This is a genomic window from Anaerococcus martiniensis, assembly GCF_043187485.1.
GTDB lineage: Bacteria > Bacillota > Clostridia > Tissierellales > Peptoniphilaceae > Anaerococcus > Anaerococcus martiniensis.
The window spans coordinates 259,852-274,052 of record NZ_CP171106.1; the positions used below are offsets into that span (position 1 = coordinate 259,852).

The window sequence follows — 14,201 nt, forward strand, 5'->3', positions numbered from 1 at the left end:
ACGAGGAGCAAACCTCGTCTCTTTTAATTATTATTTTCAATCACATCAACTATGTACTCCATAGCATTTATATTATCTTTTATTTCAGGCATATTTACTTTTTTATCATCTCCATCTACTAGATATCCCTTTAGTAAATGTTCATCTAGTACAATATTTTTTTCGTAATCTATGAAAAATTCAGGGTTTGTAATATAAAGGGCAGCTAAAGCATCCCAAACTACTAATTTACTCTCTCCAAACTCATCCAAAAACTCCTCCGTAACCCTTTTTAAAGAGGGTTTTAGATAGTTCATAAATTTACTTTTATAATCTGGATTTGTCGGCACTTGGTATTTGTGTTTCATACAATTATTTCCAGTTATTATATGAATATTATCTAGTTTTTCTAAGGCATAGATTGTTGATAGGTAATCAATGCTTAAATTTAACTCACGCATGATTTTTTTGTTAAATCTTAGCTTATCAGTTATTCCACCCATAGCTACAAAAGATTTTACTCTTTTAGGATTCATTCCCAATGCAAGGGCTTTTTGGGTGTTGGTTGTTGAACCTAGTGATAAAATAATTATATCTTCATTTTCCTCAACTTCTTTTTTTATAGCCTCTCCTGCATCATGGATGTATAAACCTCCCTTTACTAAAGTAATATCAAGATTTAAATCTTCAAGCATTTTTATTGTAGCATTGTAGGTTACTTCTTCGTTGTTGTTACCAAAAGTGGTTGTGATTAGTCTCACATCTATTTCTGGATGGGCTATTAAATAAAGTATTGCAAAGGCATCATCAAGGTCACAACCTTTTACATCTATTGTACAATCTGTATCAATTATTACTTTTTTCATCTTTTTCATCCATTATTTCTTCTGTAACCTCAATTGCATTTGTAATGCATTTGCCACATACCTTTGATAACAAATCATTTTCCACTGCATAATTAAATCCATCATCTGTATTTACATCTACTTTTAAAAGATTGGCACACTTGGTATGGCCCATTCTTTCTTCAAATTCTTTATCAAGTTTATAAATCATCTTAGCTAGTTCAATTTTTTCATAAGGATCTGTAGACCCATATTTAAGTCCCAAGGCCATATAAGATGCTGTTAATGCCCCGCAGATGTCAGATTTGTACATACCCATTTCAAAAGGGGTTGAGATTTTTACTGCTATTTCTTCATCTAAGCCCAAATCGTCTGCAAAATAAGCAAAAACTGTTTGAGAGCAATTGTATTCTTTTTTGCTTAATTCTTCTAGTTTTTCTATATCCATTTCATATCCTATAAAATTTTTCTAACATTTGTAAAAAATCTAAAGTCAAAAATTTATTTATCTTTTTTAAGGTATCTTCGTTACTTAAAAATCTTCCCTTATCATATTCTACCTTAGCCATAGAGCACCAAGTAATTCCCCTAAGTGAATTGAACATTAGGTATTTATAGAATTTATTATAGTTTATTTTCCTATATTGTTCATAAGTTTTTAAAAAATCAATCATTTCTTTTTCCGATAATATAATATCAGTTTTCCAATTTGTAGTAGTAGGAACCAAGAAATGCGCTAGGTCCTGCTCACATTCACCAATAATTGGTTTTTCCCAGTCGATTATTACTGGCTTATCCCCTATTATAAAGTTCCTATTATTAAGCTCAGTATTTATAATACAATGATTTTCTATGTCAGCATCCAGTCCAGATTTTTTAGCTATGTCTAAAAATTTCTCAATTTTAGCTTCTACTTTCTTATCCTTATTCTCATAGTTTTTATAATGAATAAACATAGACTCAAATTCTTTATACATGGCTAAGAAAGGTTTGTCAGCCCATATAAAATTAGAGAAATCTGCTTTAAAATTGTGGACTGAACTAAGCAGTTTAGCAGCTATATCCATATCTTTTTTATAGTTCAAAGGTCTGCCTTCCACATATTCCATAGTCATGAAACTTTTCGGCAAATACTTTCCATGGCCAAAGTACTTATAGGCTTTAGGAGTAACTTTTGATTTTTCAAGAGTTTTTAAAGCATCAAACTCGTATTTTAATTGCTTATCCCCTAGCCCTATTTGGGAATCGAGATTTATCCTAATTACTAGATTATTTAATCGATAGTTTAAATTATATTCACCATTGCCTAGCTCACTAAGCCTATCATCATCAAACTCAGCAATGACTAAGTCAAGAATATTATCTATATCTCTGATGGGATCTAGTAGATAATAGTTCTTACCTTGTTCTTCTATTTTTTTTATAGTATCTTTTAAAACTTCTGCTGTTGAATATCTAATATCTGAAAAAATATCTATCTTATCTTTCATAGCTACTAATCCATAGCCGCCATCTATAGATGGTGCTAGGACAATGTCGTAACTATCAAGCTTATTAAAGGCTTCTTCTATGTGATTCGGTTTGATATTTTCTAAGTCTGAACCCATTAAAACAACTTTTTGATTAGATTCTAGCTCGGCAAAGATAGCATTTTTCATCATTTCTCCAAGATCATCACCTTTTTGAGCTATTTTCTCTCCTTTTATAAAGTCAATATCAGATTTATTACCATTATAGTAAATTGCTGGGGCAAAATTTAATGATTTAATGATCTTATAATTTTTATTTATAAGTTTAACCATCAATTCTAATCGTTCTTTTTGGCTTAAAAAGTCTTTTAGCCTTGTTTTGCTATTTGTTAAATTGGGGGCTTTAGTAAATAGTATTACTTTATTCATTTAAGCTCCTAGTAATATATTGTTAAAATATTTATAAATATTCTTAAAAAAAATGCCATATGTACATATGGCATTTTTTGGTAATTAATTTTTAACCTTATTTACCAGCAAGTCTCTTATATGTTTCGTATCTTTCGTTAGCAGCTTTTTCTGCTTCAGCATATAATTCATCTGCTGTTTCAGGGAATGATCTCTTAAGTGATGAGTATCTTACTTCCCCTTGAAGGAATTCTTGGAATGACTCAGTAGGTTCTTTAGAGTCTAATTGGAATGGATTTTTACCCTCTTCTGCAAGTCTAGGGTCAAATCTCCATAAGTGCCAGTAACCAGCTTGAACAGCTTGTTTTTCTCTAAATTGTGATTTACCCATACCAACTCTGATTCCGTGGTTGATACATGGTGCGTAAGCGATGATTAATGATGGTCCATCGTAGCTTTCAGCTTCTTTGATAGCTTTTACTACTTGGTTTTGGTTAGCTCCCATAGCAACTTGTGCTACGTAGATGTATCCGTATGAAGTCATCATTAAACCAAGGTCTTTTTTACGTACTTTTTTACCAGATGCAGCAAATTGTGCTACTGCTGATAATGGTGTAGCTTTAGATGATTGTCCACCTGTGTTTGAGTAAACTTCTGTATCGAATACAAGGATGTTTACATTTTCTCCACTTGCTAATACGTGGTCAACACCACCAAATCCGATATCATAGCTCCATCCGTCACCACCGAAGATCCATAATGATTTTTTGATCATGTAGTCTTTTAGGTTGTAGATGTCTTTAAGAATTGCTTTTCCTTCTTCACTGTCAACTGTTTCATTTTCTAGTGTAAGAATTTTAGCTGTTGCTTCTTTAGATGCATTTACATCTTCTTTTCCTTCTAACCACATTTTGAATGCATCGTTTAATGGTGTATCAAGGTTTAGATCTAAGAATGAGTTCATTCTTGTTTCTAGTAATAATTTGTTTGATTCTGCAGCTAATTTAATACCATATCCGTATTCAGCAGCATCTTCGAATAATGAGTTACCCCAAGCTGGACCTTTACCTGATTCTTGGTTTATTGTGTATGACATAGCTGGTGCACTTGCTCCCCAGATTGATGAACAACCTGTAGCATTTGCAACATACATTCTGTCACCAAATAATTGTGTTACAAGTTTAGCGTATGGAGTTTCACCACAACCTGCACAAGCTCCTGAGAATTGTAGTAATGGTTGTTTGAATTGGCTTCCTTTAAGTGTTTTATCATCCATAACATCTTCTTTGTAGCCAACTTCTTCGTGAGCGTATTCCCAGTTTTCTTTTTGATTTTCAACTTGTTCTTCGAATGGTTTCATTAGAAGAGCTTTTTCTGGAGCTGGACAAATATCAGCACAGTTTCCACAACCTGTACAGTCTAATGGAGAAACTTGAATTCTGAATTCATATTGTTCCATTCCTTTACCGATAGCTTGTTTAGTCTCAAAGCCTTCAGGTGCATTAGCCTTTTCTTCTTCTGTTACTAGGAATGGTCTAATTACAGCGTGAGGACATACGAAAGAACATTGGTTACATTGGATACAATTTTCCATTTGCCATTCTGGTACATTTAGAGCAATACCACGTTTTTCGATTGCTGTTGTTCCTGATGGGAATTCTCCATTTTCTAAGTCAAGATCAACGAAAGCAGATACTGGAATATCATCTTCTTTTTGTTCGATCATTGGTTTAAGAATGTTTTTAACGAATTCTGGCATATCTTTTTGTTCAGCTTTTTCATCATCTTGAGCGTTTGCCCAATCAGCTGGAACTTCAATTTTTTTAGCTGCTTCTAAACCTGCATCTACTGCTGCATAGTTCATGTTTACAATGTCATCACCTTTGTGACCGTAAGCTTTAACTATAGAATCTTTTAAGTATCCAACAGCTTCATCAATTGGAAGTACTTTAGATAAGTTAAAGAATGCAGCTTGCATAATCATGTTTGTTCTTGAACCTAGTCCAATATCTTGAGCGATGTGGCTTGCATCGATAATGTAGAAGTTGATATTGTGTTCAGCTAAATATCTTTTTACTTTCGCTGGAAGGTGTTGTTCTAAGTCTTCTTCTTTCCATGTTGTGTTAAGAAGGAATGTACCACCATCTTTAAGTCCTTTTAGTACATCATATTGGTGTAGGTATGCTTGTTTTGAAAGTGACATAAAGTCAGCTTCGTCTAATAGGTAAGTTGATTTGATTGGTTCTTTACCAAATCTTAAGTGAGACATTGTAAGACCACCAGATTTTTTAGAATCGTAGTCGAAATATCCTTGTGCATACATATCTGTGTTATCACCAATGATTTTGATAGCTTGTTTGTTAGCACCAACAGTACCATCAGATCCGAATCCCCAGAATTTACATCTTGTAGTACCTTCGTGACGAACTTTGAAGTCTTCTCTTTCTAAAGATGTGTTTGTAACATCATCTGTGATTGAAAGTGTGAAGTTATCTTTTGGTTCATCTTTTTTAAGGTTTTCATAAACTGCTTTGATATCTCCAGGAACAGTATCTTTGCTTGAAAGTCCGTAGATACCGCCATAGATTTCTGGAGCATTTTCAACACCATAGAATGCTGATTTAACATCTAGGTATAATGGTTGTCCTTCAGCACCTTGTTCTTTTGTTCTATCAAGAACAGCAATTCTTTTAACTGTGTTTGGAATAGCTTTTAGTAAGTGTTCTTTTGAGAATGGTCTGTAAAGGTGAACTTCTACTAAACCAACTTTGTATCCGTCTTTTGAAAGTTCATCAATTGTTTCACGAATTGTTTGGTTTACAGAACCCATAGCTACTATGATTTCCTCAGCGTCTTCTTGTCCGTAGTAGTTGAATAGTCCGTAGTTTGTACCAATTAATTCGTTGATTTGGTTCATGTAATCTTCTACAACACCAACAATATTTGTGTATGCTTGGTTTCTAGATACTGTTCTTTGGAAGAAGATATTTTTCTCAGCTGTACCCATGTGTTTTGGTCTTTCTGGGTTAAGTGAGTTATTTTTAAATGCATCAACTGCATCGAAATCCACTAAATCTTTTAGTGTTTCGTAATCCCAAACATTAATTTTTTGGATTTCGTGGCTTGTTCTAAATCCGTCAAAGAAGTTAACAAATGGAACTCTTCCTTTAATAGCTGATAAGTGAGATACTGGAGATAAGTCCATAACTTCTTGAACAGAGTTTGAACATAGCATAGCTACACCTGTTTGTCTAGCTGCGTATATATCTGAGTGGTCTCCATAGATAGAAAGAGCATGTGTTGCTACTGTTCTAGCTGCAACATGGAATACACCTGGTAATCTTTCTCCAGCAACTTTATACATATTAGGTATCATTAATAATAAACCTTGACTTGCTGTGTATGTAGTAGTTAGTGCTCCTGCTGCAAGTGAACCGTGAAATGCTGCTGCTGCTCCTGCCTCAGATTGCATTTCTTTAACCATAACTTCTCTATCGAAAACATTTTTACGTCCATTTGATGACCATACATCAATAGATTCTGGCATTGGTGAAGATGGTGTGATTGGGTAAATGGTTGCAACGTCAGTATATGCGTATGATACGTGAGCTGCAGCGGTATTACCATCCATAGTCTTCATCGCTCTAGTAATTGTCATTTAGACCTCCTAAAATAATTAATAAGCAATTATCGTTAACACTAATTTAAGTATAGATAAGATGAAAGCGAATGTCAAGAGCCATTAGCAAATAATATCAAAATTATAAATAAACTTAAAATTTTTACCAATATTTCTGTAAACAAAATAAAAACGATAAACTTATAGGAAGTCATCGTTTTCATTAACTAGTTCTTTATGAAATATTTTATTAGTCATCACACGCGCTGCATTATATCCAAAGTTTTTCTCCCTTTGGTTCATAGCCGCTACTTCTACAATCATCGCAAGATTTCGTCCTGCCCTGACAGGCACTACTATATGAGGAAGTTTTACATCTAGCAACTCGATATAGTGATCATCTAGACCCAACCTATCATATTCATAATCTTCTTTCCATTGTTCTAGCTCAATAACTAGATCTACTTGAGAAGATTCTTTTACTGAACCAGTTCCGTAAAGTCTTCTTACATTTACAATTCCAAGTCCCCTAATTTCCATATAATGTCTTATATTATCTGGAGATTCGCCGATAACTTTATTATCAATAGCCATAATATCAACCATATCATCAGCAACAAGCCTATGACCACGATTGACTAAATCTAGGGCAGTTTCACTTTTTCCTACTGAAGATTTGCCCATAATCAAAACACCTATGCCAAAAACTTCCAAAAGTTCACCATGAACGTTACTTCTTGGTGCTAGTTGGTATTCTAGTTCATCTGAAATATCAGAAATTAATTTGGTTGTCTTTGCTGGAGATCTTAAGACAGTTTTATCATAATAATCAGCCAAATCCAAAATATCTTGGTTAATATCTACATTATAAGAAAAAATTACAGCAGGGATACTGTATGAAAGTATACCCCTAAATCGTTCATATTGGAGCTTGCTATCAAGTCCAGTCAGATAAGTGTATTCTACTGATCCTATAACTTGTAGCCTTTTGTAGGGAAAATCTTCCAAGTATCCCGCTAATTGCAAACCAGGCCTGTTTACATCAGCACTTAAAAGATTTATTTCGTGGTAATCAGAAGACTGATGGACAATTTCAAGACTCAATCTTTCTACAACTGTTTTAAGCTTAATAGTGTTTTTTTCCTGACCTAACTTAAGTTCTTCAGATATAATCTCCCTTTCAACTACCGACTCAGTTACTGCATCATCCATTATTTCTCTGTTTTCGTCCATTATCTACTCCTTTTAGCCTTTTAGCCTAAAATACTTATAAATTTCTAAGGCTTGGGCCTTTCCAACTAGGGGTACTTCCATTAATTCTTCTACACTTGCTTTTTTAATATTTGAAATGCTTTTAAAATGCTTGTATAAATTTGTTCTGGTTTTTACTCCTACACCCTTGATATTATCAAGTTCTGAAGTTTTCATAGTATTTTGCATTAATTTTCTATGGTAGTTTATGGCAAACCTATGGGCTTCTTCTTGGATTTCATAAATTAATTTATAAACTGGATCCCTGCGGTTAATAAATATTTCTTTTCCTTGGTAGACAATAGCACGGGTGGTATGCTTATCATCTTTTACAAGGCCTGCAATTTCTATATCTAATTTAAATTCTTCAAGAATTTCTAGAGCAGATGAAACCTGTCCCTTGCCCCCGTCCATTAAAATTAAATCTGGCATATTTCCAAAACCTGTTGTGGTATTGCCATTTTCCATTTCTTTAATGCCATTTTTAAATCTACGAGTTAAAACTTCTTTTAAAGAGCCATAGTCATTTGGTCCTTCAATAGTTTTTATTTTAAATTTACGATATTCTTTTGGATTTGGATGACCATCTTCAAAAACAACCATTGATCCAACAGATTGAACACCGGATGTATTTGAAATATCGTAGCATTCTATACGTTTTATCTCAGTCATTTCCAAAATTTCTTTAAGCTGATTAATGCCAGCGGATTTTTTACGGTCTTTTTTTTCTGCTTGTTTTTCGTATTTGATACGCATATCGTTGGCATTTGTAAGAGCCATATTTACCAAATCTCTTTTTTTACCTAGTTTTGGCTTGTGGATTACAACTTTACTTCCACGTTTTTGATTTAAGAATTCATTGATTGTACCTAAATCATCAGGATCGGTTTCTAATAAAATTTCTTTTGGTATATACATAATGTCTAGGTAAAATTGTTTGATAAAAGATCCCATTATGTCTTTATCACTTTCGGCATAGTCATTTTTAATAATAAAATGCTCCCTTTCTACAATTTTTCCCTTTCTCATTAGAAAAACTTGCATGACAATTGCTGTAGTTCCCTTACTCACAGCAATTATATCCATATCTTCGCCGCTAGCTTCGGTTACTTTTTGTCTTTCTGAAATGGTCGACAAGGCCCTATAAAAATCCCTGTATTTCATAGCCATTTCAAAATTTAGTTTATCACTTGATTCATTCATTTTTTCTAAAACCCACTCAGGGATTTTATCAGACCTATTTTCCAAAAAAAGTTTTACATCGTTTAAATGCTCCATGTAACGAGATTCATCCTCATCATGGATACATGGGCCATTACACTTTTTAATAAAATAATTTAGGCATGGCCTATCTAAAGTTTGCCCCTTTTCAAAATCTAAATTGCAAGTTCTAAAGGGATAATACATGTGGAATAAATCTATGGCATAATTTACTGCATAGGCATCTGGATAGGGTCCATAATATTTTGCTTTATCATTATAAATTTGCCTAACTTTTTGTATCCTAGGGAATTTCTCATTTGTAATTTTTATATAAGGGTATTGTTTATCATCTCTTAGGACGATATTATATTTTGGCCTGTTTTTCTTAATTAGATTTGATTCTAAAACCAAGGCTTCTACTTCATTTTCCACTATGATGTATTCAAAGTGGTCTATGTGGGAGACCATGGCCAAAACTTTGGCTCCCTTATTCTTATTGTTGTCAAAATATTGGCGGACTCTTTTTCTAAGAGAAATTGCCTTACCGACATAGATTATTTCATCATCGGCATTTCTCATTATATAAACCCCTGGTAAATCAGGTAGTTCTTTGAGTTTCGCCCTTAGTTCCTCTTTGCTCAAATTTGCCTACAACTCTCTTTCAAATACTCTAAATCTGCACCTTCTAGGTGTGGTGCTAAAACTTCTTGGCATTTTTTATTGTAATCATTTATCCAATTAATCTCATCATTTGTCAGCATATCAACATTTATTGGTCTAGTGTCAATTGGAACAAATGTCAGATTTTCAAACTCTAAGAATTTTCCAAATTCATTTTCTAATGCTTTTTGGACTACAGCTTGGTTTTCAATTCTTATTCCGTGACTGTCGGTAATATATAAACCTGGTTCAACTGATGTGAACATATGCTCTTTAAATTCTATTTCTGATCCAGGTCCCATACCTAATCTTTGTGGTCCTTCATGGACTGTTAATAAATATCCAACTCCGTGTCCTGTCCCGTGGAAAAAGTCTTTGCCAGCTTGCCACAATGGATATTTAGCAATTGCATCTAATCTTGCACCTGTTGTTTTTTCTTTAAATTTAGCTAAGAATAGGGCAATATGAGATTTTAATACTAGGGTATAGTCATCTTTTTCTGCTTGGCTAGTATTTCCAAGGGCTATAGTTCTAGTAATATCTGTGGTTCCTTCTTTGTAGTGGGCACCTGAATCTATTAAAATCATTCCTTCGGTAGTAATAGTCTTTGAACCAACATTTGCTGGTGCGTAGTGTACAATTGCAGCATTATCCTTAAATCCAATAATAGATTCAAATGATTCTTCTACAAAGCTTTCGTTTTCTGCTCTAAGTTCATGAAGTTTTTTGCTAGCTACATATTCGTTTAAAGTTCCAGTTGTAGCTCCTACTTCTAGCCAATTAAAGAATTTTACTAGAGTTACACCATCAATAATGTAAGCTTGTTTTGTATTTTCAATTTCTTTTTCACTTTTAATTGCCTTCATATTTGTAGTAATATTAGTACCTGTTGAAACTTTTACATTTGAGTTTATGGCATCATAGATCGCTACATTTGTGCGTGCTGGATCGAGGAATATACGATTTTTACCTGGTATATCTTTTAAAAGTGTAAAAATATAATCATAAGAATGAAGTTTTATTTTGTTGTTGTCTAAGTATTCTTTAACTTCCCCATCAAGCTTATCTTGATCAATGCATAGATATGCCCTATCTTTTGAAATTAGCATGTAAGAAAGTACAACTGGATTGTAATCAATATCGTTACCACGAATATTTAACAACCAGCAAATATCCTCAACTGCACCGATAAAATAATAATCGTATCCATTTTTATCCATATGTTCACGAACACGGTTTAATTTTGATTCAGCACTTTCTCCTGTGTATTCTTCACCAAGGACCCATACTTTATCTTTTCTTAATTCTGGGCGGTCTTTCCATAGATTTGAAATATAATCAATATCTGAAACAAGGGTACGAGATCCCATTGATTCACTGAGTTTTTTGTATTCTTTTACTGAAAATAGATTGCCGTTAAAGGCAATTTTTCCAAATTCATTGACATTTTCTTCTAGATATTCTTCAACTGTCGGATAATCTTCATCTCCCATTTTCATAAGTTCAAATTCGGATGAAGAAAGTTCCTTAGCCGCCTGTAGGAAATACCTGGAGTCTGTCCATACTTTTGCCTCATTTGGTGTAATGACTGCTGTTCCAGCTGAACCTGTAAAACCAGAAATAAATTGTCTTTCCTTATAATGATCAGGCAAGTATTCTGACTGGTGTGGGTCAGATGTTGGAATTATGTATGCGTCTATTTTTCTATCCGCCATCAATTTTCTTAAATTTTCTAATCTTTGATCAATATTCATATAAACTCCCTCAAATTTTTAAAAAATAACTTTATTAAATGTTAAAATTCCTTGATTTCTTACATTAACTATACCTTGTTGGACACTTTTTGGTAGCATATCAGTGATTGAATTTTTTGGCAAATCAATTATAATAAATACAATCGTGTAAAAATAATAGAGGGGTGATAAAATAAATGAAACTTGGAATTGTAGGTTTACCAAACGTTGGAAAATCAACTTTATTTAATGCTATTACAAAGGCTGGTGCTCTGATTGCAAATTATCCTTTTGCAACAATTGACCCAAATGTTGGACTTGTAAATGTACCTGATGATAGACTTGAAGTTTTATCAAAAATCAGCGAATCTAAAAAAATTGTTCCAGCTGTAATTGAATTTTATGATATAGCAGGACTTGTAAGAGGCGCTTCCAAAGGTGAGGGTCTTGGTAATCAATTTTTATCAAATATTAGAGAAACAGATGCTATTGTTGAGGTCTTAAGATGTTTTGATGATCCAAATGTTACACACGTTGATGGATCAGTTGACCCAATCCGTGACATCGAAACAATCAATTTAGAATTGATTTTTGCAGACCTTGATATGATTGAAAAAGTATTAGAAAAACGTAGAAAAGTTGCAAGAAATGACAAGGAAGTTGCAAAAGAAGTCGAAGTTTTAGATAAAGTTAAAGCTGTTCTTGAAGAAGGGAAATCAGCAAGAGTCCTAAATCTAACTGACGATGAGAAAAAATTGCTTCGTTCTTACCAACTGCTTTCAACAAAGCCTATCATCTATGTATGCAATGTAAATGAAGAAGATGCAGCAAATGATGGCGTAGACAATCCTTATGTTGCAAAAGTTCGTGAATTTGCTGCAAATGAAAATGCAGAAGTTTCTATAGTATCTGCTAAAATTGAGCAAGAAATCTCAGAGCTAGATACAGATGAAGAAAAGGCAGATTTTTTAGAAATGTTAGGTCTAAGCGAATCTGGTACTGACAAAGTTATCAAAGATAGTTACAAAACCCTAGATTTAATTTCATTCTTAACAACAGGTGAAATGGAAACCCGTGCCTGGACTATAAAAGATGGTACAAAAGCAGTTGATGCAGCTGGCAAAATCCACACTGACATATCCCGTGGATTTATCAAAGCAGAAATAGTTTCATATGATGATTTAGTAAACAGCGGATCAATCAATGCTGCTCGTGAAAAAGGCCTTTTAAGAATGGAAGGCAAGGACTATATCATGCAAGATGGTGATGTTGTAAACTTTAGATTTAATGTATAAGGGTAAAAAATGAAAAAACAAGGAAAACTAATAGTTCATACAGGATCAATGTTTTCAGGAAAAACCACTTCCCTATGGAGAGAGCTTTATAGGATGCGCATTGCAAATTATAAAATAGCTGCATTTAAACCAGCCATTGACAATCGTGATGATGATAAAAAAATAGTTTCCCACGATAACTTAGAACTTGATGCCATCAAGGTTGAAAATCTTAATGATGTCCTAGATTATGCTACTAAACACGAACTTGATGCTATCGGCATAGATGAAGTTCAATTTTTCCCAAATGACCCAACAGAAGTAATAGATATTTTTAATGAGTTAATGGCAAAAAATATTACAATTGTTGTTTCTGGCTTAGATATGGATTACAAAACCAGACCATTTGAAATAATAAAAGAAATAATGCCAATTGCAGATGAACTAACAAAACACCATGCCATTTGTGCATCATGTGGAGAGGATGCTTGGGCTTCATATAGAAAATCAACAGATGAATCAAGAATCCAAATCGGTTCAAAAGATAAATATGAACCACTATGCAGAGAATGCTACAATCAAATGATGAGTGAACGCGAAAATACCAAAAATCAAATCTCTCTTGAAGAATTGGGCGAATAAACCTAATTCTTTTTGTTTGTTAGCAAATAATTTATTATATTAACGTTATATAAAGGAAAAGTACATATGAAAGTTGCATTAGTATACGCAGAATACGAAAACATGACAGAAGAAATCAGACAAGTAAATCCAAATGCTGATAGGATTATGAAAAATATGCTATCATCAATCAAAGAGGCTTTGGAATTCAATAACCATGAGGTTTTTGAAGTACCAGCTAATATCGATATGATGAGAAATATTATGGAAATTGATGGATTGGATGTAATTTTTATCCACTATGATCCATTAGAAAACTTAAAATTGCAAGGAAATGTATTTGCAGCCTTAGAATTACTCGGAATTCCAATAGTTGGAAGTGGCATGCTTGCTCAGGCTACAGCCCTTTCAAAAGAAACAGCTAATCTTATTTTAGCCTCTCATGGTTTACCAATTGTTAAATCACAAATAATATTTTCAAAAGATGATGAGCTTAAGGAAGAGTTAAAAGAATCATTCCCACTATTTGTAAAACCAGAATCTGAAGCTGTATCAGTAGGTATCAGAAATGATTCTTTAGTTGAAAATGAAGAGCAATTAGAGAAAACTTTAGAAAGAATTTTCTCAGAAGTTAACCCACCTATTATCATAGAAGAATTCTTGCCAGGTAGAGAATTTACAGTTGGTGTTCTAGAAGATATGGGTGAAATAAAAGCATTGGAAGTAACAGAAATTACTTTTGATAAAGAAAGCGGAGTAAATTTTAGAACCAAAGATGTTGTTAAGAATAAATGGACCATCAAAACAACACCAGCAGAAATTGATGAAGAATTAGAACTAGAGATGAAATATTTAGCTATAAAATCATTTAAGTCTCTGAATTGCAATACTTATGCAAGAATAGATATAAGACTAAATGCCGATGGCGAGCCATATATTATGGAAATAAATACTATGCCAGGTTTATCAAAGACCTCTTCTCCTTATGTCTTAGAAGCAAATGCATCAGGTATTAGTTATGAAGAACTTATAGATATTTTAGTAAAATCAGCCTATCACAAGGGTGCTGATAAAAAAATGCTAGGTATCGGGAAATTTTAATGAATAAAGGCAGGCTTTTATTAGCCTGCTCTTTTTGT

The 14,201-nt window shown here is 33.3% G+C and carries 10 protein-coding genes; 3 read left to right on the plus strand and 7 right to left on the minus strand.

Annotated elements, in window-relative coordinates:
- Positions 1-23: 23 nt before the first annotated feature.
- From ACF3NF_RS01355 to ACF3NF_RS01385, 7 genes are all read right to left on the minus strand, one after another.
- Positions 24-845: a nucleoside hydrolase gene (locus ACF3NF_RS01355; protein WP_394023560.1), complete on the minus strand. Its 822-nt coding sequence runs from the start codon at positions 843-845 to the stop codon at positions 24-26.
- Positions 826-1,272: a C-GCAxxG-C-C family protein gene (locus ACF3NF_RS01360; RefSeq protein ID WP_394023561.1), complete on the minus strand. Its 447-nt coding sequence runs from the start codon at positions 1,270-1,272 to the stop codon at positions 826-828. The genes ACF3NF_RS01355 and ACF3NF_RS01360 overlap by 20 nt, the downstream gene beginning before the upstream one ends.
- Position 1,273: 1 nt before the next feature.
- On the minus strand, positions 1,274-2,722 hold the full coding sequence (locus tag ACF3NF_RS01365) for a TIGR04282 family arsenosugar biosynthesis glycosyltransferase (RefSeq protein ID WP_394023563.1): 1,449 nt from the start codon (positions 2,720-2,722) through the stop codon (positions 1,274-1,276).
- Positions 2,723-2,819: 97 nt separating this feature from the next.
- Positions 2,820-6,359 carry a pyruvate:ferredoxin (flavodoxin) oxidoreductase gene (nifJ, locus tag ACF3NF_RS01370; protein ID WP_394023565.1) on the minus strand — a complete coding sequence of 1,180 codons (3,540 nt, stop codon included), beginning with the start codon at positions 6,357-6,359 and terminating at the stop codon, positions 2,820-2,822.
- A 162-nt stretch (positions 6,360-6,521) separates the two neighbouring features.
- Positions 6,522-7,553 carry an HPr(Ser) kinase/phosphatase gene (hprK, locus tag ACF3NF_RS01375; RefSeq protein ID WP_394023567.1) on the minus strand — a complete coding sequence of 344 codons (1,032 nt, stop codon included), beginning with the start codon at positions 7,551-7,553 and terminating at the stop codon, positions 6,522-6,524.
- A 12-nt stretch (positions 7,554-7,565) separates the two neighbouring features.
- Positions 7,566-9,353: an excinuclease ABC subunit UvrC gene (gene uvrC / locus ACF3NF_RS01380; protein ID WP_394024421.1), complete on the minus strand. Its 1,788-nt coding sequence runs from the start codon at positions 9,351-9,353 to the stop codon at positions 7,566-7,568.
- 59 nt (positions 9,354-9,412) lie between these two features.
- Complete coding sequence (locus ACF3NF_RS01385; protein ID WP_394023569.1) at positions 9,413-11,188, minus strand: aminopeptidase P family protein; 1,776 nt, start codon at positions 11,186-11,188, stop codon at positions 9,413-9,415.
- 176 nt (positions 11,189-11,364) lie between these two features.
- On the opposite strand from ACF3NF_RS01385, the gene ychF reads away from it, so the two are divergent.
- The 3 genes from ychF (at position 11,365) to ACF3NF_RS01400 (ending at position 14,163) form a co-directional block, all read left to right on the plus strand.
- Positions 11,365-12,462, plus strand: coding sequence for a redox-regulated ATPase YchF (gene ychF, locus ACF3NF_RS01390; protein WP_394023571.1), 1,098 nt, complete (start codon positions 11,365-11,367; stop codon positions 12,460-12,462).
- A gap of 9 nt (positions 12,463-12,471) precedes the next feature.
- On the plus strand, positions 12,472-13,083 hold the full coding sequence (locus ACF3NF_RS01395) for a thymidine kinase (RefSeq protein ID WP_262122102.1): 612 nt from the start codon (positions 12,472-12,474) through the stop codon (positions 13,081-13,083).
- Positions 13,084-13,149: 66 nt separating this feature from the next.
- Positions 13,150-14,163 carry a D-alanine--D-alanine ligase family protein gene (locus ACF3NF_RS01400; protein ID WP_394023573.1) on the plus strand — a complete coding sequence of 338 codons (1,014 nt, stop codon included), beginning with the start codon at positions 13,150-13,152 and terminating at the stop codon, positions 14,161-14,163.
- Positions 14,164-14,201: the final 38 nt, after the last annotated feature.

Excerpts from the sequence above, each read along its gene's own strand:
- hprK (WP_394023567.1), bottom strand. The coding sequence starts at position 7,553 with ATGGACGAAAACAGAGAAATAATGGATGATGCAGTAACTGAGTCGGTA.
- ACF3NF_RS01395 (WP_262122102.1), top strand. The coding sequence starts at position 12,472 with ATGAAAAAACAAGGAAAACTAATAGTTCATACAGGATCAATGTTTTCA.
- ACF3NF_RS01400 (WP_394023573.1), top strand. The coding sequence starts at position 13,150 with ATGAAAGTTGCATTAGTATACGCAGAATACGAAAACATGACAGAAGAA.
- ychF (WP_394023571.1), top strand. The coding sequence starts at position 11,365 with ATGAAACTTGGAATTGTAGGTTTACCAAACGTTGGAAAATCAACTTTA.
- ACF3NF_RS01360 (WP_394023561.1), bottom strand. The coding sequence starts at position 1,272 with ATGGATATAGAAAAACTAGAAGAATTAAGCAAAAAAGAATACAATTGC.
- ACF3NF_RS01385 (WP_394023569.1), bottom strand. The coding sequence starts at position 11,188 with ATGAATATTGATCAAAGATTAGAAAATTTAAGAAAATTGATGGCGGAT.
- uvrC (WP_394024421.1), bottom strand. The coding sequence starts at position 9,353 with ATGAGAAATGCCGATGATGAAATAATCTATGTCGGTAAGGCAATTTCT.
- ACF3NF_RS01355 (WP_394023560.1), bottom strand. The coding sequence starts at position 845 with ATGAAAAAAGTAATAATTGATACAGATTGTACAATAGATGTAAAAGGT.
- ACF3NF_RS01365 (WP_394023563.1), bottom strand. The coding sequence starts at position 2,722 with ATGAATAAAGTAATACTATTTACTAAAGCCCCCAATTTAACAAATAGC.
- nifJ (WP_394023565.1), bottom strand. The coding sequence starts at position 6,359 with ATGACAATTACTAGAGCGATGAAGACTATGGATGGTAATACCGCTGCA.